At 65.3% G+C, this 21,888-nt stretch carries 20 protein-coding genes; 6 read left to right on the top strand and 14 right to left on the bottom strand.

Annotated features, from left to right (window positions below; translation table 11 throughout):
• Positions 1–33: 33 nt before the first annotated feature.
• From JO391_RS16485 to JO391_RS16470, 4 genes are all read right to left on the bottom strand, one after another.
• The gene (locus JO391_RS16485; protein ID WP_220661529.1) at positions 34–1,038 is read right to left on the bottom strand and encodes a chlorophyllide a reductase iron protein subunit X; all 1,005 of its coding nucleotides are present in this window, start codon (positions 1,036–1,038) and stop codon (positions 34–36) included.
• On the bottom strand, positions 1,035–1,979 hold the full coding sequence (gene bchC / locus JO391_RS16480) for a chlorophyll synthesis pathway protein BchC (protein WP_220661528.1): 945 nt from the start codon (positions 1,977–1,979) through the stop codon (positions 1,035–1,037). Before bchC ends, JO391_RS16485 begins: the two co-directional genes overlap by 4 nt.
• Before the next feature lie 162 nt (positions 1,980–2,141).
• Positions 2,142–3,248, bottom strand: coding sequence for a methyltransferase (locus JO391_RS16475; RefSeq protein ID WP_220664601.1), 1,107 nt, complete (start codon positions 3,246–3,248; stop codon positions 2,142–2,144).
• 11 nt (positions 3,249–3,259) lie between these two features.
• Positions 3,260–4,126: a polyprenyl synthetase family protein gene (locus JO391_RS16470; RefSeq protein ID WP_220661527.1), complete on the bottom strand. Its 867-nt coding sequence runs from the start codon at positions 4,124–4,126 to the stop codon at positions 3,260–3,262.
• Between the two features lie 111 nt (positions 4,127–4,237).
• On the opposite strand from JO391_RS16470, the gene crtD reads away from it, so the two are divergent.
• The gene (crtD, locus tag JO391_RS16465; RefSeq protein WP_220661526.1) at positions 4,238–5,788 is read left to right on the top strand and encodes a 1-hydroxycarotenoid 3,4-desaturase CrtD; all 1,551 of its coding nucleotides are present in this window, start codon (positions 4,238–4,240) and stop codon (positions 5,786–5,788) included.
• Positions 5,785–6,621, top strand: coding sequence for a carotenoid 1,2-hydratase (crtC, locus tag JO391_RS16460; RefSeq protein WP_220661525.1), 837 nt, complete (start codon positions 5,785–5,787; stop codon positions 6,619–6,621). Before crtD ends, crtC begins: the two co-directional genes overlap by 4 nt.
• Here crtC and tspO read toward each other — a convergent pair.
• The 3 genes from tspO to JO391_RS16445 all read right to left on the bottom strand — a co-directional run bounded on the left by tspO (position 6,618) and on the right by JO391_RS16445 (position 9,708).
• Positions 6,618–7,082, bottom strand: a complete 465-nt coding sequence (gene tspO / locus JO391_RS16455; RefSeq protein ID WP_220661524.1) for a tryptophan-rich sensory protein TspO — start codon at positions 7,080–7,082, stop codon at positions 6,618–6,620. The genes crtC and tspO overlap by 4 nt on opposite strands.
• A gap of 71 nt (positions 7,083–7,153) precedes the next feature.
• Entirely contained in the window at positions 7,154–8,158 is a 1,005-nt protein-coding gene (crtB, locus tag JO391_RS16450) for a 15-cis-phytoene synthase (protein ID WP_220661523.1), read from the bottom strand.
• The gene (locus JO391_RS16445; protein WP_220661522.1) at positions 8,155–9,708 is read right to left on the bottom strand and encodes a phytoene desaturase; all 1,554 of its coding nucleotides are present in this window, start codon (positions 9,706–9,708) and stop codon (positions 8,155–8,157) included. The genes crtB and JO391_RS16445 overlap by 4 nt, the downstream gene beginning before the upstream one ends.
• Positions 9,709–9,879: 171 nt before the next feature.
• Here JO391_RS16445 and crtA point away from each other — a divergent pair, with 171 nt between their 5' ends.
• From crtA to bchO, 4 genes are read left to right on the top strand one after another with little or no spacing between them, the layout of a single operon-like run.
• Positions 9,880–10,563, top strand: a complete 684-nt coding sequence (crtA, locus tag JO391_RS21800) for a spheroidene monooxygenase (protein ID WP_375155671.1) — start codon at positions 9,880–9,882, stop codon at positions 10,561–10,563.
• Positions 10,560–11,612: a magnesium chelatase ATPase subunit I gene (bchI, locus tag JO391_RS16435; RefSeq protein ID WP_220661521.1), complete on the top strand. Its 1,053-nt coding sequence runs from the start codon at positions 10,560–10,562 to the stop codon at positions 11,610–11,612. The genes crtA and bchI overlap by 4 nt, the downstream gene beginning before the upstream one ends.
• A gap of 1 nt (position 11,613) precedes the next feature.
• Positions 11,614–13,275 (top strand): magnesium chelatase subunit D, encoded by a 1,662-nt coding sequence (locus tag JO391_RS16430; RefSeq protein WP_220661520.1) that lies wholly within the window; start codon positions 11,614–11,616, stop codon positions 13,273–13,275.
• Between the two features lie 2 nt (positions 13,276–13,277).
• Positions 13,278–14,156, top strand: a complete 879-nt coding sequence (gene bchO, locus JO391_RS16425) for an alpha/beta fold hydrolase BchO (RefSeq protein ID WP_220661519.1) — start codon at positions 13,278–13,280, stop codon at positions 14,154–14,156.
• Here bchO and idi read toward each other — a convergent pair.
• From idi to ppsR, 7 genes are all read right to left on the bottom strand, one after another.
• A complete protein-coding gene (idi, locus tag JO391_RS16420; protein WP_259444728.1) occupies positions 14,123–14,650 on the bottom strand; it encodes an isopentenyl-diphosphate delta-isomerase in 528 nt (175 codons plus the stop codon). The genes bchO and idi overlap by 34 nt on opposite strands.
• 20 nt (positions 14,651–14,670) lie before the next feature.
• Positions 14,671–15,852: a geranylgeranyl diphosphate reductase gene (locus JO391_RS16415; RefSeq protein WP_220661518.1), complete on the bottom strand. Its 1,182-nt coding sequence runs from the start codon at positions 15,850–15,852 to the stop codon at positions 14,671–14,673.
• Position 15,853: 1 nt separating this feature from the next.
• Complete coding sequence (locus tag JO391_RS16410) at positions 15,854–17,137, bottom strand: BCD family MFS transporter (protein WP_220661517.1); 1,284 nt, start codon at positions 17,135–17,137, stop codon at positions 15,854–15,856.
• Positions 17,134–18,033, bottom strand: coding sequence for a chlorophyll synthase ChlG (chlG, locus tag JO391_RS16405; RefSeq protein WP_220661516.1), 900 nt, complete (start codon positions 18,031–18,033; stop codon positions 17,134–17,136). The genes JO391_RS16410 and chlG overlap by 4 nt, the downstream gene beginning before the upstream one ends.
• A gap of 38 nt (positions 18,034–18,071) precedes the next feature.
• On the bottom strand, positions 18,072–18,698 hold the full coding sequence (gene bchJ, locus JO391_RS16400) for a bacteriochlorophyll 4-vinyl reductase (protein ID WP_220661515.1): 627 nt from the start codon (positions 18,696–18,698) through the stop codon (positions 18,072–18,074).
• A gap of 4 nt (positions 18,699–18,702) precedes the next feature.
• The gene (bchE, locus tag JO391_RS16395) at positions 18,703–20,367 is read right to left on the bottom strand and encodes a magnesium-protoporphyrin IX monomethyl ester anaerobic oxidative cyclase (RefSeq protein ID WP_220661514.1); all 1,665 of its coding nucleotides are present in this window, start codon (positions 20,365–20,367) and stop codon (positions 18,703–18,705) included.
• 89 nt (positions 20,368–20,456) lie between these two features.
• The gene (gene ppsR, locus JO391_RS16390) at positions 20,457–21,872 is read right to left on the bottom strand and encodes a transcriptional regulator PpsR (protein WP_259444727.1); all 1,416 of its coding nucleotides are present in this window, start codon (positions 21,870–21,872) and stop codon (positions 20,457–20,459) included.
• Positions 21,873–21,888: the final 16 nt, after the last annotated feature.

Below are 21,888 nucleotides of genomic sequence, written 5' to 3'. Positions count from 1 at the left end.
AGTTCCTCTTCCAGCCGTTGCAGTGCTTGCAGGTCAAACATTGTCGTAGACCACTTCCAGCGAGGGCTTCACCAGCGCCTTGGCGCCCATCATGTCGGCATCGGTTGCCGGATCGAGGACGAAGGCGGAGCCGGTGGTCTCGGCGTCGAAGAGACCAAGGAGGCCGTCCTGCGACAGGGGGCGCGGGCGGACCGGCGGAGCGATGGCGACATTGCCGGCGAGTTCTTCGAACAGCGCCCCCCATTGCGTGGCGTGGGTGCCCACGATCTGGTAGCTGGCGGACTTTCGGCGCAGGTCCTCGTCGGCCGGGATGGCCGCCAGAACCGGGATTCCCACGGCTTCGGCAAAGGCGGCCGCCTCGCCGGTGCCGTCATCCTTGTTGATGACGATGCCGGCGACGCCGACGTTGCCGCCAAGTTTGCGGAAATACTCCACCGCCGAGCAGACGTTGTTGGCAACATAAAGCGATTGCAGGTCGTTCGAGCCGACGATGATGACCTTCTGCGCCATGTCGCGCGCGATGGGCAGGCCGAACCCGCCGCAAACCACGTCGCCCAGGAAGTCGAGCAGGACGTAGTCGAAATCCCAGTCGTGGAAGCCGAGCTTTTCCAGAAGCTCGAAGCCATGGATGATGCCGCGCCCGCCGCAGCCGCGGCCCACTTCCGGCCCGCCCAGTTCCATCGCGAAGACGCCGCCGCGCTTGAAGCAGACATCGCCGATCTTCACCTCTTCGCCGGCCAGCCGCTTGCGGGTCGATGTTTCGATGATTGTCGGGCACGCCTTGCCGCCAAAGAGAAGCGAGGTTGTGTCGGACTTCGGATCGCAACCGATCAGAAGCACGCGCTTGCCCATTTCGGCCATCATGTGGCTGAGGTTGGCCAGCGTGAAGGACTTGCCGATGCCGCCCTTGCCGTAGATCGCGATGATCTGCGTCTTCTTGGTGGGCGGCTGGTCCGGAATTTCCAGCGACGGAGCCTCGGCTGCCTCGGCCCGCAGACGGTCGTCGAAGTCCTTCAGGTTCGGAATGTCGAGCGTCATGCGGCTTCCCTCCAGTCGAGGATCATTTTCAGGCAGGTCGGGTCGTCGAAGGCGGTGACGTACGCGTCAGGCGCCTGCGATCCTGGCTGGCGATGGGTGATGAGCCCGTGCAGCGAAAGGGCCCCACTCTCGATCAGGGCGCGCGTGGCGACCAGGTCGGCGGGCTGCCACTCGGCGGCGATGCGCAGACGCATCTCCTTCATGAAGGCGGGCGGGAAGGCGAAGCTGACGGGTTCGGTGTAGAAGCCACAGAGAACGACCTCACCACCCCTGGCGAGCCGCGGCACCAGCCTGTCCAGAAGGCCGGGCGCGCCGGAGGCATCATAGATCGAGGCATAGTCGCGGCGCGGGTCGGCTTCGGGATCAAGCACTTCGTAGCCGTCGGCGCCATCGCGGCGGGTCGGATTGACCTCCCAAACGGTTGGCGGTCGGCCGCCTGCGGCGATGGTCAGCCGGGCAAGAAGCCGGCCCAGGGTGCCGTGGCCGATGATGAGATCGGGCAGAGCGCAGTTGAAGCCTGCGATGGCATGGCGGGCGGTTGCGGCAAGCGCCAGCAGCGCGCCCTCGGCGCCTATTCCTGCGTCCAGCCGGCAAACTCGGCCATGTGGCGTGACCAGGCGCCGCGTGGCGCCACCGAACAGGCCGCGCAGGTTGCCGGTGTAGCAGTTTGCGCCGGGAACGAAGACATGGTCGCCCGGACGGAATCCGGTATCTGGCGCGGCTTCGACGACTTCGCCGAAGGCTTCGTATCCGGGGACGAGCGGATAGCCCATGCCAGGGAATGCCGGCATCGTGCCAAGCCAGAACAGGCGTTCCGTCCCGGTGGAGATACCTGAGTGAGCAACGTCAACCACCAGGTCTCCGTGACCAGGTGCGGCAAGTCCGGCAGTTTCCAGGGAAACCGCCCTCGGGCCGGACATCATAACCACTTGCGTTTGCACGCCGCTCCCCCTTGCCGGTTCGCTTCGGCCGAGGAGTCGGTACGAACGCGTTCTGGCTTTGTGTAACTTTAACCTTACAGCTGTCACTGTCAAATTTATTAGACAGTCAACTTTAGGATAGTGAGCGGTTGAGCAAGGCGACCACGTTCCGAGGCCGACCCGTCAGGCCTTGGATACCTCGATTACCGAGGTCACGAAGGGGCGGCGCGTGCGCGGCGCCGAGATTGTGGAAAACCCTGACTTTACAAGCATATCCCTTAGTTCCGCGGGGGACCTGGTTCGGCCGGAGCACATCGCAAGCGTGTAGATTGCGAAGTAGATATCGGTGTCCGCGTCTGGCCTGGCGCCTCCAGACATGGGTTCGGAAATCACCAGCCTTCCCCCCTGCGGCAGCGCGTCATGGATCGCGGACAGAAGCGAAAGCACCGTTGTGTCAGGATGATCGTACAGAATCCGGACCAGCGTGATGATGTCGGCGCCTGCCGGAATCGGGTCCTGCCGGAAGTCGCCGGGTTGCACTGCAAGGCGCGGGCTGAACCGTGGCGCCGCTGCGACGACGTGCGGCAGGTCGAAGAGCGCAAGATCGAGTTCTGGGCACTTGCGCGCAACGGCCCTGAGGAAGGTGCCCGTGCCGCCGCCAACGTCCATCAGCCTGCGGGCGTCGGAAAGGGAGACGAGTCGCAGCGTATCCTCGGCAACCAGCGCCTGGCTGTCCGCCATCAGGCTGGAGTAGCGCTGCGCCAGGCCGGCATCGGTTTCTGCGAGTGGCCCGAAAACATAGGGCCAGAACCCGGCCAGTTCGGGCTGGGTTTCGCCTCGGAAAAAGGCCACGGGATCGTTGAGGTCGCGATACAGCACGGGGTGGTGACGCACCATCGCCTCGAGCCCCGGTACGGTCAGGAAGGCGGCACCACGGGGCGCCAGCCGCCACAGGCCGCGCCGTCTTTCGACGAGTTTCAACGCAGCGGCAGCCTGAAGCAGGATGGCGAGGCGGTCCTCTGGCACCGATGTCCGGGTGGACAGTTGCGCCGTGCTGGCGGAGGATTCGGCGAGGATCGGCAGAAGGCGGAGTTCGACCACGGCGAGCAGCGCTTGGGACCGGACGAAGCCCGCGATCATCTCGAACAGTGCGCGACCCTCTGAGCGGGCATGGCCACGCAGGCCGGGAATGCGCTCGGCCAGCGCGTGCAGGCGGGGAGAGAGGGCGAGGCGTGCGAAAAAGCCCGGCGGCGATCGGCGTTCGGGGCGCGATGCGCCGGGCAAGGGCAGGTCAGCCACGTTCAGCCCCGTGCGGCGGCCGGAATGTCCATGATCCGGCGGGCGTGGGCCTGCACCATCTGGGCAAGTTTGGCCTCGCCGGGGCAGGAGGGGATGGAGGCGATGGCACCGGAAAGGATATCCTGCAGGTGCTTCGTTGCCCCGACAACACCCATGGATTGAACCGCCGAGGGCCGATGCAGGACGGCGTCTCGGCCGGATGTCTTGCCCGTTGCTTCCGAGGACAGAAGCGCGTCCTTCAGGTCATCCGCCACCTGGAAGGCCTCACCGATCAGGCGGCCCAAGTCCTCCCAAGGGTCGGGGTCGGCGCCGGTCGACAGGGCGCCCATCTGGGTGGCAGCGATGAACAGGGCGCCGGTCTTGGCGAGGTGATATGCTTGCAGGTCAACGGCTGGCTCGCTTTCCCAAGCTTGGCCCGCGCAGATGCCCTGCACGGCACCGGTGCGACGCCCAAGCGCAGTAATTAGTTTGACCGCGCGGTCGGGGGCAAGTTCGCCTGCGGCAGCGAGGGTTTCGAAAGCCAGCACGATCAGGCTGTCTCCGGCCAGGATCGCCAGGGGTTCGCCATGCGCGCGGTGCAGGCTGGGCTTGCCGCGCCGAAGGTCGGCATTGTCAAAGGCAGGTAAATCGTCATGTGCGAGGCTGGCGCAATGGATCAGCTCCAGCGCGGCGGCTGCGGCGTCCGAGACTTCGGGGCGGTCGTCGCCGCAGGCCAACGCCACGGAAAGCAGGATGGTCGGGCGGATGCGCGCGCCGCCAGGAAAGACAGCATGGGTCAGGGCGGAGCGCAGAAGAGGGGGCGTGACCGCGTTGGTTGGCGGGGCAAGAGCGCGGGTCAGGGCCGATTCGATGCGGGACTCGAGTTGCATGGGGTTTGCCTCACCTCCCAATCGGGATTTCACCTTGGCATCAGCCGGCCTGTGTGTAAACTGAGATTTACACTGTGCTGTAAGCACGACGTTACACAAGGCCCGGACTAGATGACGCAGGACCCCGTTGTGGTGATCGGCGCCGGGATGGGTGGCCTGTCGGCCGCGATCCGCCTTGCCGCGGCAGGGGTGTCGGTCACTTTGGTGGAAATGGCATCAGGCCCGGGCGGCAAGGCACGTGCCCTGCCCTCGGTTGCGGGCCCCGTCGATACGGGGCCGACAGTCCTGACGCTGCGCCGCGAACTGGATGACCTGTTCGCGCTGGCCGGATCGCGCACCGAGGACCATCTCGACCTGATCGCCCTGCCCAGGCTGGCGCGGCATTTCTGGCCCGACGGCACTCGGCTTGACCTGTTCGCCGACCGGGAGGCAAGCGCCGCTGCGATTGAAGAGCTTTGCGGCCCCGGGGAAGCGGCCGCGTTCTTGCGGTTCGACCGGCTGGCATCGCAGCTTTATGCCGCTTTCGAAGGGCCGGTCATGGCAGCTGCGCGCCCTGAGCTGATGGGGGCAATGACAGCCGCGCTGCGGCGGCCGACGATCTGGCCCGCGCTGCTACCCGGCCGGTCGATGGATGGTCTCCTGCGACGGTTCTTTCGGGACCCCCGCCTGATCCAGTTATTCGGGCGTTATGCCACCTATGTTGGCGGCCGGCCCGCGTCCAGTCCCGCAGTTCTTGCCCTGATCTGGCACGCCGAGGCGAAGGGTGTCTGGGCGGTGCGGCAAGGGCTGAACGGCGCCGCCGCGGCGCTGGCCCAAGTTGCCGAGGGACTGGGCGTACGCCTGCGCTTTGCGACGCGCGCGCGGCGCATCGTGCGGCAAGGGGGGCGGGTGACGGGGGTGGAGATCGAGGGTGGGACGAACCTGCCCTGCGCGGCCTGCGTCTTTGCGGGTGATCCCGGTGCGCTGAGGGACGGTCTGCTTGGCGATGCAGCACGCGCGGCCATGGGCAACGGTGCCCGGCAACGGCCCAGCCTGTCGGCTTGGGTCTGGGCTTTTGCCGCGCGACCGGCTGGCGTGGAGCTTGCTCATCACAATGTTTTCTTCACGGCCGATTCCTCCCGGGAGTTCGGGCCGATCGGCATTGGCCAGATGCCCGCCGCGCCCACGCTCTATGTCTGCGCGCAGGACCGGGAGATCGGACCCGCACCGAGCGGGCCCGAGCGGTTCGAGATCATCATGAACGGCCCCGCGGGCCATTCGCCCTTTGCAGCCGAGGAAGCGCAATGCCGGACACGCACCTTTCCGCCGCTGGCCGTGCAAGGCCTGAGCTTCGATCCCGCACCGGAAGCTCGGTCGCTGACCACGCCGGCTCAGCTGTCCAGACTGTATCCGGGGTCGGGGGGCGCGATCTACGGGGGCTCGCCCGAGGGGGCGATGGCGACGTTTCGCCGCCCGGTGGCGCGCACGGGCTTGCCGGGCCTGTATCTTGCGGGAGGCGGGGCCCATCCGGGGGCGGGAGTTCCGATGGCGCTGTCCTCCGGCAGGCACGCGGCGGCGGCCGTTCTGGCGGACCGGACTTCTCGGTCGAGGTCGGCCCAGACGGCTATGCCTGGTGGTATGTCGATGCGATCTCGGAAGACGGACAACGCGCCGTCTCGGTGATCGGCTTCATCGGCTCCGTGTTTTCTCCCTGGTATCGCTGGTCGGGGCGGCGCAATCCGCAGAACCATTGCTGCCTGAATGTCGTGACGTCCGGCTTGCGGCACGGACGGTTCACCATGACGGATCGCGGAGCATCGGCGCTGCGCCAGTCGCGAGACACGCTGGAGGTCGGGCCGAGCCGGATGCATTGGACCGGCACCGAACTGGTGATCGACATCAACGAATGGGGCGCGCCGCCGATGGTGACGCCAGTGCGTGGCCGCATCGTCTTGACGCCCAAAGCAGTTACCGGCGCGGAAGTCGCCCTTACTCCGGATGGCCGCCATCTCTGGCGTCCCTTCTCCCCAATCGGCGACGTTTCGGTTCGGCTGGAGCCGGGGCACAGGTGGGACGGCCATGGATACTTCGATGCGAACTTCGGCACTCGTGCGCTTGAGCAGGACTTCCGGTTCTGGACCTGGGGACGCTATCCGCTGAAGGATCGCACTGTCTGCTTCTATGATGCGATCCGGCGCGATGGCACGCGACTCGCGCTGGCGGTGGAGGCTGACATCAAGGGTCGTGTGAGCGAGATCGACCTTCCGCCAGTTGCCCCCCTGCGGCGCAGCGGTTGGCTTGTCCGACGGGAAACGCGTGCCGATGCGGGCCATGTTCCAAAGGCGCGACTGTCCCTGCTCGACGCGCCCTTCTACAGCCGGGCTTTGGTTCAGACCGAGATCGGAGGAGAGCCGTCGCTGGGAATGCACGAGGCGCTGGACCTGGTCCGGTTCCGCCAACCACTCCTGAAGCCGATGCTGGCGCTTCGCGTGCCGAGGCGGGCCGACTGGCCCTAGGCGCGGTTCAGCCTCCAAACCGAGAAGTTCAGGGCTCCAGCCACGCTGACCCATGTGATGTAGGGCAGGAACAGCAGGCCGGCGATCAGGTCAATGCGCCAGAATGAAACCAGGGTTGCAGCAACCGCCAGCCACAGAAGGATCAGGATCACGAGGCCCGCCCCCATGCGGCGCAGGCCGAAAAAGACTGGCGTCCAAAGGGTGTTCAGCGCAATCTGCAAGGCCCAGAAAGCAAGTGCCTGCCCGACCTCGGCCGCACTACCAGCGAGACCGGCCACGCGGGCTGCCGCGACGGACATGCAGAGGTAGAGCGTCGTCCATGCCACAGGAAACAGCCAGTTCGGCGGAGTCCAGGAAGGCTTCTTCAAGCTGTTGTACCAGTCGCCAGGGTTGAATAGCGCGCCGGTTGCGCCGGCCGAAAGACAGGCCGCAAGAAAGGTCAGGAAAAGCGGCAGGGTCATTGAAGTTTCTCTTTCGGCTTCGTTGCCACCCTTATAGCCATGCTGCACCGCGGCGCCAAGCGCGACGCAGGTCACGCAAGTCCACGATCCCGTGCTTCCAGTTGGGCGAGGACCGCCAGCAAGGACTCTGACCGTGCAGCAACGGGATGCCGACGTGCCGCGGCATCCACAAGAAAGGCCACCTCAGGTTCCGGCGCGGCGTGAAGCCGGGCGGAAATCGGAAGCAGGGCGCCAAGTCCGGCCTGGGTCGCCGACAAGAGCATGAGCGCTGCCTTGCGGCCGCGTGTCGTCCGTGCGCGGCGGGTGACGCTGTCGTGCCCGGCGCGGGCGATCTCGGCGCCAATTGCACGGTAGACATGGCCTGCGGACAGGATACCGGCCCGACAGTCCAGGGGCAGGCAGCGAACGCCCGTAGCCGCACGCCAGTAAAGGCGGTCGGCATGGTCCAGCAGGCGCTCGGTCGCCCGCCGGATGGCCGGTGCAGGAGCGGGTGCGTTCAGGAACACCTGCGGATCCAGGCCATCCTCTGTCAGCCAGTCAAGCGGGAGAAACAGCCGGCCGGCCCGGGCATCCTCGCCCACGTCCCTGGCGATGTTGGTCAGTTGCATGGCCAAGCCAAGATCGCAGGCGCGCGCAAGGATGTCGGCATCGCGCGCCCCCATCAGGACGCACATCATCGCGCCGACAGAGGATGCAACACGCGCAGAGTAATCCTTCAGCTGTGACAGGCTTTCGTAACGGCGGCCCAGCGAGTCCCAGGCGAGGCCCTCCAGCAGAGCCTCGGGCAGGAGGCGGGGCATCTCGAAATCGGCCACAACGGCCGCGAAGGCGCGGTCGGATGGTGCGTTGCGCGGGCGACCGGCATAAATCAGGTCCAGTCGGTCGCGAAGCCGCAGCACGGCGGCGGCTTTGTCATGACCCTCATCAACCTCATCGTCAGCAACGCGACAGAAGGCATAAAGTGCCAACGCCGGATCGCGCACCCGCGAAGGCAGCACACGGGAGGCCGCGTGGAAGGACAGGCTCCCGGTGCGGATCATGGCCCGGCAGGCCTCCATGTCAGACGACGCGATCATTCGGCTGCCAAGGCGACAGGGTTTGCGGCGCGGTGCGGCGCATCAGGCACAAGCTGAGCGAGGATTTCCGACGTGCCGATCACGCCCGGAACACCTGCGCCGGGGTGGGTGCCGGCCCCGGCCAGGTATAGGCCCGGCAATTCCTCTGACAGGTTGTGCGGGCGGAACCACGCCGATTGCAGGATGCGCGGCTCGATCGAGAAGCCGGCGCCAAGCGGAGAAAGATAGCGGTCGCGGAAGGTTTCGGGAGTGAAGACCAGGCTCTCTGTCAGGTGGAGAGAAAGACCAGGCAAGAGACGCTCTTCCAGCACGGCCTGGACCTTCTTCCTGTAGGGTTCGGCCTCGACCTGCCAGTCCACTCCATTGTCATGGCCAAGATGAGGTACAGGAGACAGGGCATAGAACGTATCGTCGCCGTCGGGGGCGCAGGAAGGATCGGTGACACTGGGCCTGTGGACATAAAGGCTCATGTCATCCGCCAACCGACCGCAGATGAAGATATCGCGGATGTGGTCGCGGTAGCGCGGGCCGACCACGATGGAATGGTGCCCGACCTCTGGCCATCGGTGTCGGGTGCCCTTGGTGCCGAAGTACCAGACGAAAAGCCCCATGGACCAGCGCGACCGCTTGAGGCGGGCCGGCGTCCAGCGACGGCGGCGCTGGTTTCGCAGCAGCCGGTCATAGGTATGCCCGGCATCGGCGTTCGAAACGACGACCTCGGCCGGAAAGTGGCGTCCGTCCGTGAGCTTCACACCGGAAGCGCGGCCCCCTTGCACCAGGATTTCGTCAACCTCGCCCCCGGAAATCACGTTGCCGCCTTGATCGGTCACCACTTTGGTCATGGCGTCGGCAATCGCCTGGACGCCGCCCATGGCGTAGTGCACTCCAAATGCGGCCTCCAGGTGGCTGACAAGCACGTACATGGACGTGACGTTGAAAGGATCGCCACCGATGAACAGGGGATGGAACGATAGGGCAAAGCGCAGGTGCGGGTCGCGGACCCGTGTTGCCGCGTGGGCATGGACAGATCTGTCGGCCCGCAGCATGGCAAAGCGCGGAATGACCTTCAACGTCTCAATGAAGTTGTGCATGGGGCGCCGCCCGAGGTCTTCGTAGCCGAAGCGGTAGCGTGTCTCGCTGTCCTTCAGGAACCTAATGTATCCAGCAAGGTCGGCCGGGCTGATGCGTGCAACCTCGGCCTGCATGGCCGCCGGATCCTTGCGTGCCGTGAAGGTTTCGCCGTCGGCAAAGAGAATCCGATAAAAGGGGTCCATCGGCACAAGCTGAACGTCCCTGTCAAAGTCTCGCCCACAGGCGGACCAGAGATCTCGCAGCGTTTGAGGCACCGTCACGATGGTGGGGCCCAGGTCAAAGCGATGGCCGCCCTGTGAGATGGATGAGCCGCGGCCACCCGGCCGGTCAAGACGATCGACGACGGTTACCTGCCAGCCCTTTGCGCCAAGCCGCATGGCCGAGGCCAAGCCACCGAGCCCCGCCCCCACGACCACGGCGCGGCCGGCAGCATCAGGAGTTGATGAGGGCTTTGTCATGTCCTGGATCATAAGGCGTCCAGTTTGATTTACAACTGTCAGGACTCCTCATCGTGATAGGGAGTTACATCTTTCCTTTTTTCCAGCCGGGTGTAACACTGGATTTACACTTTCTCGGAGGATCCGGCCATTCCGGTTGCCACCCTCAGCCTGTTCCGCTTTACCGCCCCGATGTCGCGGCTCTGGGTGATCGGTCAGATGGCGCTGGCCCGTCGGGCGCTGCGACAGGACTCCCGGCTTCGATTCTTCAAGCTTTGCGGGTCTGGTACCGGAGAAGGCTTTACCCCTCGGCCGAACTGGCAGGTTTGGGCCATCGTTGCTGTCTGGGCCTCGGAAAAGGCAGCCCGGGATGCGGTTTCCGACTCGCCCGTCTGGCAAAGGTGGCGTGCGCGTGCACGCGAGGTCTGGACCGTGTTCCTTGATCCCTTATCGGTCAGGGGAAGCTGGTCTGGCGTCAGCCCGTTCCTTGGTGAAAGCGGCAGAAGCGAAGCCGTCAGCGGTCCCGTCGCGGCGCTGACCCGGGCGACGCTTCGCCCCAGCCGTGCACTGCGGTTCTGGCAGAGGGTTCCCGATATCTCGTCCGCCATCGGCAAGAACCCCGATGTGCTGTTCAAGATCGGAGTCGGTGAGATGCCGCTTCTGCATCAGGTCACCTTCTCGATCTGGCCTGACAGCACCACCATGGCTGCTTTCGCCCGCGCGAAAGGCCCCCATGCCGAAGCGATCAGGGCTGTCCGAGAAGGTAACTGGTTCGCCGAGGAACTTTACGCCCGCTTTCGCATCCTGGGGTCCGAAGGCCTTTGGGGCGGGACCGATCCGCTTGCGGACAAACTTGCAGAAAGGGAAGCCGCATGACACAGGCCATCGCCCGGATTCACCCGCGTTCTGATGGGGTTCGAGCTCGACCGGCATACCCGTTTTCGGCCATCGTCGGGCAGGACGACATGAAGCTGGCCCTGCTGCTGACGGCGGTCGATCCGGCCATCGGGGGCGTTCTCGTCTTCGGTGACCGGGGAACTGGCAAGTCCACGGCTGTCCGTGCGCTGGCTGCCCTGCTGCCCGAGATCGAAGCAGTCGAGGGATGCCCTGTCAACTCGCCGCGCCCGGAACAGGTGCCGGAATGGGTGACGCTGACTTCTTCGACCATCGTCCGGCGGCCGACGCCTGTCGTGGACCTGCCACTGGGCGCCTCGGAAGACAGGGTCGTCGGCGCGCTGGATATAGAACGTGCCATCGCACGCGGAGAGAAGGCCTTTGAGCCCGGTCTTCTGGCGCGGGCGAACCGGGGGTATCTCTACATCGACGAGGTGAACCTGCTGGAGGATCATCTGGTCGATCTTCTGCTGGACGTCGCCCAATCCGGCGAGAACGTTGTGGAGCGTGACGGGCTGTCCATCCGGCACCCGGCCAGGTTTGTGTTGGTCGGATCCGGGAACCCGGAGGAAGGAGATCTGCGCCCGCAGCTTCTGGACCGTTTCGGTCTGTCCGTAGAAGTGACCAGCCCGCGCGACATCGAGACCCGGGTCGAGGTGATCCGACGGCGCGACGCTTTCGACATGGACCCGGATGCGTTCCTTGCGAACTGGCGTCCACAGGATATGGGTCTGCGGGAGGACATCCTTGCTGCCCGGCCGCGCCTTTCGCAGATCCAGGCGCCCAACACGGCGCTGCATGACTGCGCGGCGTTGTGCATCGCTCTTGGGTCCGATGGCGTGCGCGGCGAGTTGACGCTTCTGCGAGCCGGGCGTGCCCTTGCGGCACTTGAGGCGGCACCTGCGGTCACGCGCGCCCATCTGCGCCGTGTAGCGCCGATGGCGCTGGCCCACCGTCTGCGCCGTGACCCGTTGGACGAGGCCGGGTCGACTGCCCGAGTGGCCCGCGCCCTTTCTGAAACGCTGCCTTGAGATGGGAGGCGATGCGACAACCACCGTTCTGGCCGTTTTGGCCGTTGATCCGGTTGCTCTTGGCGGCCTGTGGTTGCGCAGCCGGGCCGGCCCTGCCCGGCTGAGGCTGATCGAGGCGCTGCGGCGGCTTTCCCTGCCCTTGCCCTTGCTGCGGTTGCCGCCCAATGCGGGGGACGAAGCGTTGTTCGGTGGACTGGACATCGCCTCGACTCTCGGCTCCGGTTCGCCTGTTTCGCGACCCGGACTGTTGGACCGTCCCGCTGTCATGATCCTCCCGATGGCAGAACGATGTGACGCGGCGCTCGCCGCGCGGCTTGCTCAAGCGTTGGACCGTCACCATCACGCGGTGATTGCGCTGGACGAGGCCGCCGACGAATCGGAAGGGCTCCCGCTCGCTTTGGCGGATCGTTTGGCCTTGTTCTTGTGCCCGGATGGGCCGGACGAGGCACCAATTCTGCCGGATCCCGAGTTGATTGCAGCAGCGCGTCGGCGCCTGCCCATGGTCAAGGTGCCCCACACCGCAGTGCGCGATCTGGTCGCGGCCTGCGATGCCTTGGGGATCGACTCGCTGCGTGCGCCCACGCTTGCCCTGACCACCGCACGAATCCTTGCGGCGCTTGCCGGGCGCGACGTTGTCGAGCCTCCCGACCTCGCGCAAGCTGCCGAGTTCGCGTTGGCGCACCGCGCCGCTTCGGTCCCGCCCGCGCCGGACGCCGAGCCCCCGCCCTTGCAGCCTCCGCCCGAACCAGGAAGCGACAGCACGCAACGAGAAGGGCAAGACAGCGCCGCGGCCGACATCCTGGTCGCCGCAGCGCGCGCTGCGCTTCCAGAGGAGGTTCTGCGCCAGCTTGATGCCGGACGATTGTCGAGGTCAGGCCGGGGGGCTACCGGTTCCGGCGCGGCCCGAGCCGGCAACCGCAGGGGGCGCCCTTTGTCGCCACGCCGTGCACGCCCGTCAATGCAGGCCCGTCTTGATCTGGTTGCCACGCTTCGCAGCGCAGCGCCGTGGCAGGCAGTGCGACGGAGTGCTTGGCCGAATCGTGCGAACCAGGCCCTTCTGGTGGCGCCAACAGACTTTCACATCCGGCGCTGCAAAGACCATTCGGACCGCCTGCTGATCTTCGCTGTCGACGCATCGGGATCCGCAGCTGTTGCCCGCCTGGCCGAAGCAAAGGGCGCGGTGGAGATGCTGCTGGCCCAAGCCTACAGTCGGCGCGATCATGTGGCACTGTTGACCTTTCGCGGAACGGGCGCCGATCTCTTGCTGCCTCCCAGTCGAAGCCTGGTTCAGGCCCGGCAACGCCTGCGGGGCCTGCCTGGCGGCGGGGGAACGCCGCTGGCAAGCGGGCTGGAGCTTGCGTTGGATACAGCGACACGGGCGCGCGGACGCGGCATGACGCCGACCATTGCCGTGCTGACGGACGGCAAATGCAACGTCGCGCTGGATGGGCGACCGAACCGGGAACTGGCCGATGCGCAGTCGTTGCAGATGGCGCTCGCCATCCGAAAGGCGGGCACATCGGCTTTGGTGATCGACGTCGGCCAGCGTCCCAACCCGCGGCTTGCCCAGATTGCGATGGGCATGGGTGCGCGCTACATCGCCTTGCCCCGCGCGACGGCAGGGCGGCTGGCTGGCGTCCTGGAGTCGGCCCTGGAGCGCTAGATATGGACCCGCGCGAGCTTCCCGCGACCTGGCCGTTCCGGCTGCAGGCGCGCCGATTGCGCGCTGGTCCGCATGACTGGTGGGTGGCAGAACTTGGGTCGCCTGACGCTCCGGCAGTGCTGATGCTGCATGGCCTCGGTGCATCAGGACACAGCTTCCGCCGCACGGCGCCCGGACTTGCGCAGCATTTTCGCCTGATCATCCCCGATCTGCCGGGCCAGGGCTGTACCCGGTGCGGCGCTGTCGACCGACTTTCGCTGAACCGGATCGCCGAGGATCTCTGGATGCTGTGCGAAAGCCTCGGCGCTGCGCCTCGGGCGATTCTCGGCCACTCTGCCGGCGCGGCGATCGCATTGCAGATGGCGCTCTTGCGCCCAGTGCCGCGGGTGGTTGGGTTGAACGCCGCAGTGGGTGCCTTCGAAGGGCCCGCCGGGTTGCTTTTCCCTGTACTCGCCCGCGGGTTGGCGGCGCTGCCCTTTGTGCCCAGAACGGTCTCCACACTGATGGGCAGCGAGGCACGTGTGCGCGATCTTCTGGACGGAACCGGCTCCAAGGTCGATGATGAGACTGTCGCCCTTTACGTTCGGCTGGTGCGCGACCCAGACCACGTGGCGGGTGCGCTCGGCATGATGGCGCGCTGGAACCTTGATCCGTTGCTGGCGCGGCTGCCGGGCCTGTCATCGGACGTGGTGCTGATCGCCGCGCGGGATGATCGCACGGTCCCGCCACGCGTATCGCATGCGGTCGCAACGCGCCTTGTTCGTGGACGGGTGATTGATGTCGAGGGCGGCCACATCGTTCACGAGGAACGTGCTGACGGCCTGGCAGGATTGTTGCTCGAGGCGCTTCAGTTCAGCAGCGATTCGCCGAAAATCAACTGAGAGTGCTCGGCAACATAGATGCGCAGCCACGGCGTAAAGCGTTCAGGTCGAATCGCGATCTGGCGGCGCAGTTCTGGCAGCGTCATCCATGCCGTCGCTGACACTTCATCGGGGTTCGCAAGCGGCTCAACCCCTGCCGGCGCTTCGGCCGTGAAGATGTCGACCACTTCGTGCTCGGTCAACCCGCCCGCCACATCGGCTCGGTACTCCACGACACCGGCAGGTCGCAGCGCGAGCCCACCCAAGCCCAACTCCTCGTCAAGCCGACGGGCGGCGCAGTCAGCTGCGGTTTCACCCCAATGCGGATGCGTGCAACAGGTGTTCGCCCAAAGACCGGGCGTGTGGTACTTGGTCAGCGCCCGCTGCTGCAAAAGGATCGCCCCGTCGCGTGTCACGAAGACCGAAATCGCCGGATGCCGCAACCCGCGACGGTGAACCTCCAGCTTTTCGACCGGCTCGAGCCGGCCATCGACGAAGGCGGGGATCATCTGCATGGCGGGGCGCGCCTCCGGCTTCATGACCATTCGGGCCGCACAAGGCCCATCAAATGTGCCAGGTTCTTCAGCCCGATCTTCACATGCGCCATGGGCCGCGCCGCGACAAGACGCTTGTTCATATAGGCCTCGAAGGTCAGGCGCTGCACGTCGATGTCATGGCATAGGCTGACGAAGCGCTCGCGCCTTGTATCATCCCGGTAGTAGGCGTCCTGCATGGAGCGCAGCACCTTGAACACGGTGCCGTGCTCCTTGATGAACATCTTGCGGGCGAGCTTCAGGTCTGCCGCGCGGCCCGAGGCAAGGAATGCCTGAGCAGCCGTTGCTGCCGCGCGCCCGCCAGCCATGGCATAGAAGATGCCCTCGCCCGAGGACGGCGCCACCACCCCCGCCGCATCACCCGCCAACACCACGTCCCGGCCGTTGTCCCACCGATCCAGCGGCTTCAGCGGGATGGGCGCTCCCTCGCGGCGCAGGGTCTCGCAGCCGCCCAGCCCGGACATGGCGCGCAGGTCCGCGGTCGCCCGCTTCAAGTCCACATCGGGCTTTTCGGTTCCCATTCCGACAGAAGCGCGTGGCCCATGTGGGAAGATCCAGCCGTAGAAGTCAGGAGAAATCCGCCCGTCGTAGACCACATCGCAGCGATCCGGGTCATAGCCTTCCAGGCCCGATGGATCGGCAATGATCTCGTGATAGGCGATCACGTAGGGGATGCTGTCGCCGCCCGGCACTTCTGCCCGTGCCACCGAGGACCGCGCGCCATCGGCGCCGATCACCACACGGGTGGGTGTCCGGCGTTCTTCGCCCGTGGCCTTTTCCCGCCAGACTACGACCGGGCCATCAGCCTCGCGCTCGATGCGAAGGAAGGTACCGGTCAACCGGTCGGCGCCCCGCATCGCGGCGCGGTCGCGCAGGAACTCGTCGAAATCCTCGCGGTCCACCATGCCGACGAAGCCGCCTTCGATATGGATGTCCACGGCACGGCCGGTTGGCGAGATCATGCGGGCGCAGCGGATGCGCGCCACGATCAGATGGTCGGGGATGTCGAAATCCGCGATCAGGCGTGGAGGAATGGCGCCCCCGCAAGGCTTGATCCGCCCCGCCCGGTCCAGAAGCGCGACGCGACGACCGGCGCGGGCCAGATCCTCGGCAGCTGTGGCGCCTGACGGCCCCCCGCCGACGACAAAGGCATCGTAGCGCATCTCATTCCCCCGCAATGACAGCTTTCGGCGATTGGCGGGCAGCCGAGACGACCCCGGCGGCCATCAGCGCGGCGATGACGAACAACGCCGCCTCGGCCAGGAATACTGCGCCGAATGCCGTAGCATCGGGCAGGACCAGCCGTAGCGCGTCCGCCGCACCGGCCCCGAGAAGCCCGCCGAATCCGGCCGCCAGGGCCTGCGCTGCCCCCCACATTCCCATGCGCGCACCCTCACGCGCCTCTCGGCCCTCGCCTGCCAGCGCCATCATTGCGCCGATGGCCGCCACGGCGAAGACCCCGTTGAAGAAGCCAAGTGCCATGGTCGCTGCGCGCAGTACCTCTGGTCCCGCCCCGGCGGCCCCGGCCAGGATTGCCAATGCCGCAGCAGACCCAAGGCAGCCTCCGATCACCCAGGCGCGCAAGGAGCCGAGCCGCAAACCGGTAAGCGCAATGCCTACGGTCAGCATTCCCAAGAATACACCGCCATTCTGCATTCCGGAAAGTTGCGTGGATTGCCCGGGCGTGAATCCGAAGACAAGGCCGGCATAGGGCTCGAGGATGAGTTCCTGCAGAAAGTAAGCGGTCATGGAAAGGAATATGAAAAGCGTGAAGGACCGCGCCTTAGGCTCGCGCCAGATCTCGGCAAGACCCTGCCGTAGGGCCACTCGTTCCTCGCTTCCGCTGACCGCCTGAACGCGCTTCTCGATCCCCGCCACTGCCACCGCCGTCAGTACCACGGCGCCGAGTGTAACAGTGCCAACGATCCACAGCAGGCGTGCCGGGCCATAGGGGTCGAGTAGCGCGCCGACCGTGCCAGCCGTCGCGGCGATGCCGAAGATCATCATCAACCAGGTGATGGTGGCGGCCGCCGCGCGGCGGCGGGGTTCCGTTGCTGTGGCCAGGAGTGCGAGAAGCGATGTGCCCGAGGATCCGACGCCGAGGCCGATCAAAACGTATGCGACGACGGAAAGCGCCATACCCGCCCAGAAGTGCGCACCCATCACGGTAATCGCCAAGGCGGCGAGGAAGGCGCCAAGCGACAGGACCGCCATGCCACCCACGATGTAGAGCGTCCGGTTGCCCCGCGTGTCCGAGCGCAGCCCCCAGGCGGGTCGGCTGATCTGGATGCCGTAGTGAAGGGCCACCAGAAGACCGGGCAGCACCGCAGGCAGCGCCAGTTCCACCGTCATCAGCCGGTTCAGCGTCGAGGTCGTCAGGACCACGACGGCGCCCAGGCAAAGCTGAACGAGGCCAAGGCGAATGATCTGAAGCCAGCTGAGTTTCATGCCAACCCCCTGAGCGCAAAGGCCGCGATCATCATGCCTGTGACGTACATCACGACACCCGTCCCGTTGTACCAGGGCGCCTTGCCCCTCGGGTCACGAAACAGCACACGCATAGCCAAGACCTGACCGCCGAGCAGCGCCAGCACCGCCAATGCGTGCCAAGGCTTGCCCCAGATCGCAAGGAGCGAAACCACAAGCAATTGGGCCAGGCCCATGACGGTGCAGGCGATCTTCGCGGCGACTTCCGGGCCAAGGACCACGGGCAAGGATCGGACCCCATGCAGGCGGTCACCTTCCAAAGCCTTGAAATCGTTCAGCGTCATGATCCCATGCGCGCCGAGGGCATACAGCAGGGCGATCATCACTGTCTGAAAGGAGGGCGCGCCCTGCAACAGCACGGCAGCGCCGGTGAACCAGGGCAGGCCCTCGTAGGACAGGCCCACCAAGCCGGGCCCCCACCAGCCCGACCGCTTCAGCCGGATCGGTTCCGCCGAATAGGCCCAGGCGGCCAGGACGCCAACAATCGTGGCGCCAAAGCCCCACGGACCAAGCAACCAACCGACCGCCAGTGACAACACTGTCATCGCAAGGGCGATCCACAAGCCCCATCGGCCAGGGATGCGGCCGGACGGGATCGGTCGGTCGGGTTCGTTCACCGCATCGACATGACGGTCGCACCAATCGTTTGCCGCCTGGCTCATGCCGCAGACGATGGGGCCGGCGAGAACCATGCCCAAGAGGACCAATGGCCAATGCGCCGCCAGCGGCACGCCGGCGCTGACCGATCCGCAAAGATAGGCCCAGATGGGTGGGAACCAGGTAACCGGCTTGATCAGCCGCAGCATCGCGCGCGGCTCGGGGAGACTGCGGGGTGTCAGACTTTCAAGGGCGCTCATGTGTCAAGTAAACATGACAACTGGGAGTCGGGCAAGCGCTAGTGTAAATTGGACTGGACATGGTCCGCGCGGCCCCGCGCCGCATGCAGGACGAACCGGCAGCACTCATCGCCTGCCGAAGCACATGTGACCTCTTCGACGCGCACACCGGGCCAGACCAGCGTGGCGAACAGCCTCTCGAAGACCGCCGCGTGCCAGTGGCAGGCGGGGGTATCGGATCGGGCAGCCCGCAAAGGATTGTCGGCAATTTCGAAGGTCAGGGGCCCCGTGCCCGCGATGCGGAAGCGCCCCGAGCCCACGAAGGTCCAGGCATGGCGCTGTATGGCTGCGGACAGAAGCCGTGCTCCCAACCCGGCAGGCAGGGAACGGATGGCAAGTCGTGCCGGGGCCGGGATGCGATTGGCCAGAATGTAATCCGCGGTCGACAGCCCGGATAGGCGCAGCATCTTCCGAGCCTCTGGCAATTCGCGGATCGCGTCATGCACGGCGCGCGCTTCACACTCCGGAATCATGCCCGAGTCCGGGGGCGGCAAATTCACCTTGGCCATGGCCATCAACCGGCTGCGCGCCTCTGGGCCCATCTCGCGGTCGATCACGGCGACGGCCTGCAAGATCGCATTCGGCCCGATCCGGGCGAGGTTCGCCTCGATTTCGTGGCAGGACATGCCGTTACTCGGCCGGTTCGACCATCTGCTGCGCACCACCGCCGCAGGCCATGACCTTCTCGTCGGGCATGCTGAACCCTTTCCGTTCCTCGGCCCGCTCCTTCATCTGCGCTCGCACGGCCTCCTGCCGCTCGCGATGCTTGCGTGCCTTGTCAGCTGAGGCTTCCCAATCCGCCATCTGTGCCTCGGCAATCCCCCGCGTCTCGTCAAAGCCGAAATCCAGATTGTCGCGCTTGACCGGTTTGAAGTAGCCGTGCTTGCCAAGGTCATAGAAGCTGCGCTGAACACCGGCCTTGAGGAAGGCCTTCAGGCATCCCAGCAGATAGCGCCGACGGAAGCCGGTTCCGCGCCAAGGGTAATGGAATAGCGCCTTCTTCATGTAGAACCGGCGATAGTTCTTCAGCACCCCCTCCAGAAGCGCCCCGCGTGTCATCGCTGCGGGCTTCATGATCGGTGTCACGAAGTTGTACTTTGAGTAATCGAACACCTCGACCTGATCGCGGATTTCCTGGAACAGCGGTGTGAACGGCCAGGGTGTATACATCGACCAGTTGGCGAGGTCGGGCTGCCAGTCCCACGCCATGCGATAGGTCTCCTCCAGCGTCTCGGCTGTCTCGTTGTCCAGCCCGACGATGAACTGCGCCTCGGTGAAGATGTCGGCCTCGCGCAGAAGCCGGATCGCCTCCTTGTTCTGCGCGACGGTGGTTTCCTTGTTGAACAGGTCCAACTTCAGTTGCGCCGCGGCCTCGGTGCCAAGGCTCACATGCACCAGCCCCGCCTCGCGGTAGAACTTCAGCATGTCACGGTCGCGGTAGATGTCGGTGACCCGGGTGTTGATGCCCCATTTCACCCGCTTGTTCAGCCCGCGGTCGATCAGCTCCTGGCAGAACTCGACGAACTTCTTCTTGTTGATGGTGGGTTCCTCGTCGGCCAGGATGAAGAAGCCGACGCCGTGGTTCGCTACCAGATCCTCGATCTCGTCTGCGACCTTCTTCGGGTCACGCACGCGATAGTCGCGCCAGAACTTCCACTGGCTGCAGAAGGAACAAGTGAAGGGGCATCCCCGCGCCATGTTCGGGATGGCCACCCGCACGCCCAGAGGAATGTAGATGTAGGCGTCCCATTCCAGGATCGACCAGTCGGGCTTTATGCCGTCCAGGTTCTTCACGGTGCTCGCGGCCTGGGTTGAAACAATCTCCTCACCATCGCGGAAGGCGAGCCCCCGAATCTTGCGGCGGTCCTCGTCGAAACGCCCCTCACGCACGGCTTCTGCGAGGTTGACCATGATCTCCTCGCCCTCGCCCCGCACGATGACGTCAATCCACGGCGCTTCCGACAGGACCTGACGGAACATGAAGGTCGCATGGATGCCGCCCAGAACTCGCAAGGCACGTGGTGCCACCTCTGACGCAATCTTCAGCACCTCTTCGGCTTCGTAGATCGAAGGTGTGATGGCGGTGCAACCGATGATGTCGGGCTTCAACTCCGCCAAACGCGCGCGTAGCGCATCGTGCCCCACGTGGTGAGTCATCGCATCGATGAAGTGGATATCGTCAAAGCCTGCGCTCTTCAGACTTCCCGCTAGATAGGCCACCCAAGCCGGCGGCCAGTTACCCGCGATCTCTGCCCCGCCGGAGTGATAGTTCGGATGGACGAAGACGATCCGCATGGCCGCGCTCCCATTGTGTAAACTTAAGTTTACACCTCAGGCGCCGACACGACTTGATGCAGATCAAGCGCGACCCGGAAACAGGCGGATCAATCCCCCGCCTTGTTCAGAAGACCGAACTTGCGCAGCTTCACATAAAGGGACTGACGAGACAGGCTCAGCAGTTCGGCGGCTGCCACCCGGTTGTTCCCGGTAAGCTCAAGAGCCGTCTCGATGCACATCTTCTCGATGATTTCCGTTGTTTCATTCACAATGTCCCGCAGCGTGGAATAGCCCACCATCTGCATCACATTGCGCAAACCTTCGTTGCCTGCCGGGCCGGGGATGATTCGTGTTGCATCCGCCAGGTTCGAGTCACGGATGACCAATGCGATGCAGGGGTTCGTCCGGTCCTGAAACATCGTGGCGGAAATTTCGACAGAGACCTGCCCGGAGAAATCCGTGTTCAGGCGCGTCGGATAGTGCCGCAAGTGGCCGACTCGGCGCACGTTGTCCAGAAGCACACGCAGGTCGATGGCGCCGCGAGACAGGAAGTCGGCGAAGGACCGGCCCTGGACCATGGCAAGGCTGCCGCTGTCTGTCAGGTTCAGGAAAGATTCATTCGCCACGACGACCACGCCATCAAGGTCCAGAAACACCTTGGCGTCGATTCCCTTCTGGAACAGCCTCTCGGCCATGTCGGCCAGATTGCTCCGCTGCTCGCGGCTGCTCTCGGTCAGATCCAGACGGCACAGCAGCAATTTGTCACCGGCGGCCCGGAAGGCCGTCGCCGAAACGGTGACTCTCTTTCGGTTGCGCCGGACCATAAGGTCAGGAGTGCCTGCCGGATCGTCCGCTGCCAGCCGAGCCAGGTTCTCCATCAGCTCGCCGCGCTTGCGGCCCTCGAACTCCTGCGCCAGTGGCGCATCCAGAAGCTCACTGCGTGGCGCGCCCACGAGGTCTGCGGCCAAGGCATTCAGATCGACAATCTTTCCAGACGCGACCGACACGATCAATTGCGGCGAAGGCGAGGCCTCCATAAGCACACGATAGCGGGTCTCCAGCTCACGCTGCGCTTCGTAATCCCGCTCCAGAGCCAGTTGCGCCTGCACAAGTTGCTGCTGCAACTCGGCAATCGGCTTCATGTCGCGCCCTACGAGCAGCCATCCCGCACCGTTGCCCAGTCGAGATACAGCATATCGAACCGGAAACTCGAAGTTGACAGCGTCGGAATGGGTCAGTTCGATGACCAGAACCCGGTGCGTTTCAAGGTCCGCGCTTTCCAGTCTGAAACGGAACTTACGCCAGCTTTCCGGTGTAAGAAGGCTTTCAAGCGAGGCGCCATTCCACTGGGAAACCTTTGCCCAGAACCCGGCATGCGGGTTCGCCAGCGCCGAAAGAACGACATGATCGGACGAGACAACCAGTGCAAGGTCGCTCGCCGAAGTCACCACGTCGGCAAGGAGTTCCGGTGGCACCTCCGGCAGGCTACCCTGCTTCATCAGGAACCGTCCATCCGATGTCACCGCACCAGTCCTTCCA

Origin of the sequence: Neotabrizicola shimadae, from assembly GCF_019623905.1 — a bacterium.
Classification (GTDB): domain Bacteria; phylum Pseudomonadota; class Alphaproteobacteria; order Rhodobacterales; family Rhodobacteraceae; genus Neotabrizicola; species Neotabrizicola shimadae.
This window is presented reverse-complemented; position numbering and strand designations above follow the sequence as displayed.

Excerpts from the sequence above, each read along its gene's own strand:
- bchO (WP_220661519.1), top strand. The coding sequence starts at position 13,278 with ATGGACCCGCGCGAGCTTCCCGCGACCTGGCCGTTCCGGCTGCAGGCG.
- bchJ (WP_220661515.1), bottom strand. The coding sequence starts at position 18,698 with ATGTCCTGCCACGAAATCGAGGCGAACCTCGCCCGGATCGGGCCGAAT.
- crtD (WP_220661526.1), top strand. The coding sequence starts at position 4,238 with ATGACGCAGGACCCCGTTGTGGTGATCGGCGCCGGGATGGGTGGCCTG.
- JO391_RS16430 (WP_220661520.1), top strand. The coding sequence starts at position 11,614 with ATGGGAGGCGATGCGACAACCACCGTTCTGGCCGTTTTGGCCGTTGAT.
- JO391_RS16415 (WP_220661518.1), bottom strand. The coding sequence starts at position 15,852 with ATGCGCTACGATGCCTTTGTCGTCGGCGGGGGGCCGTCAGGCGCCACA.
- bchE (WP_220661514.1), bottom strand. The coding sequence starts at position 20,367 with ATGCGGATCGTCTTCGTCCATCCGAACTATCACTCCGGCGGGGCAGAG.
- tspO (WP_220661524.1), bottom strand. The coding sequence starts at position 7,082 with ATGACCCTGCCGCTTTTCCTGACCTTTCTTGCGGCCTGTCTTTCGGCC.
- JO391_RS16470 (WP_220661527.1), bottom strand. The coding sequence starts at position 4,126 with ATGCAACTCGAGTCCCGCATCGAATCGGCCCTGACCCGCGCTCTTGCC.
- JO391_RS16445 (WP_220661522.1), bottom strand. The coding sequence starts at position 9,708 with ATGACAAAGCCCTCATCAACTCCTGATGCTGCCGGCCGCGCCGTGGTC.
- chlG (WP_220661516.1), bottom strand. The coding sequence starts at position 18,033 with ATGAGCGCCCTTGAAAGTCTGACACCCCGCAGTCTCCCCGAGCCGCGC.
- idi (WP_259444728.1), bottom strand. The coding sequence starts at position 14,650 with ATGCAGATGATCCCCGCCTTCGTCGATGGCCGGCTCGAGCCGGTCGAA.
- crtB (WP_220661523.1), bottom strand. The coding sequence starts at position 8,158 with ATGATCGCGTCGTCTGACATGGAGGCCTGCCGGGCCATGATCCGCACC.
- JO391_RS16485 (WP_220661529.1), bottom strand. The coding sequence starts at position 1,038 with ATGACGCTCGACATTCCGAACCTGAAGGACTTCGACGACCGTCTGCGG.
- bchI (WP_220661521.1), top strand. The coding sequence starts at position 10,560 with ATGACACAGGCCATCGCCCGGATTCACCCGCGTTCTGATGGGGTTCGA.
- crtA (WP_375155671.1), top strand. The coding sequence starts at position 9,880 with ATGTCGCGGCTCTGGGTGATCGGTCAGATGGCGCTGGCCCGTCGGGCG.
- JO391_RS16410 (WP_220661517.1), bottom strand. The coding sequence starts at position 17,137 with ATGAAACTCAGCTGGCTTCAGATCATTCGCCTTGGCCTCGTTCAGCTT.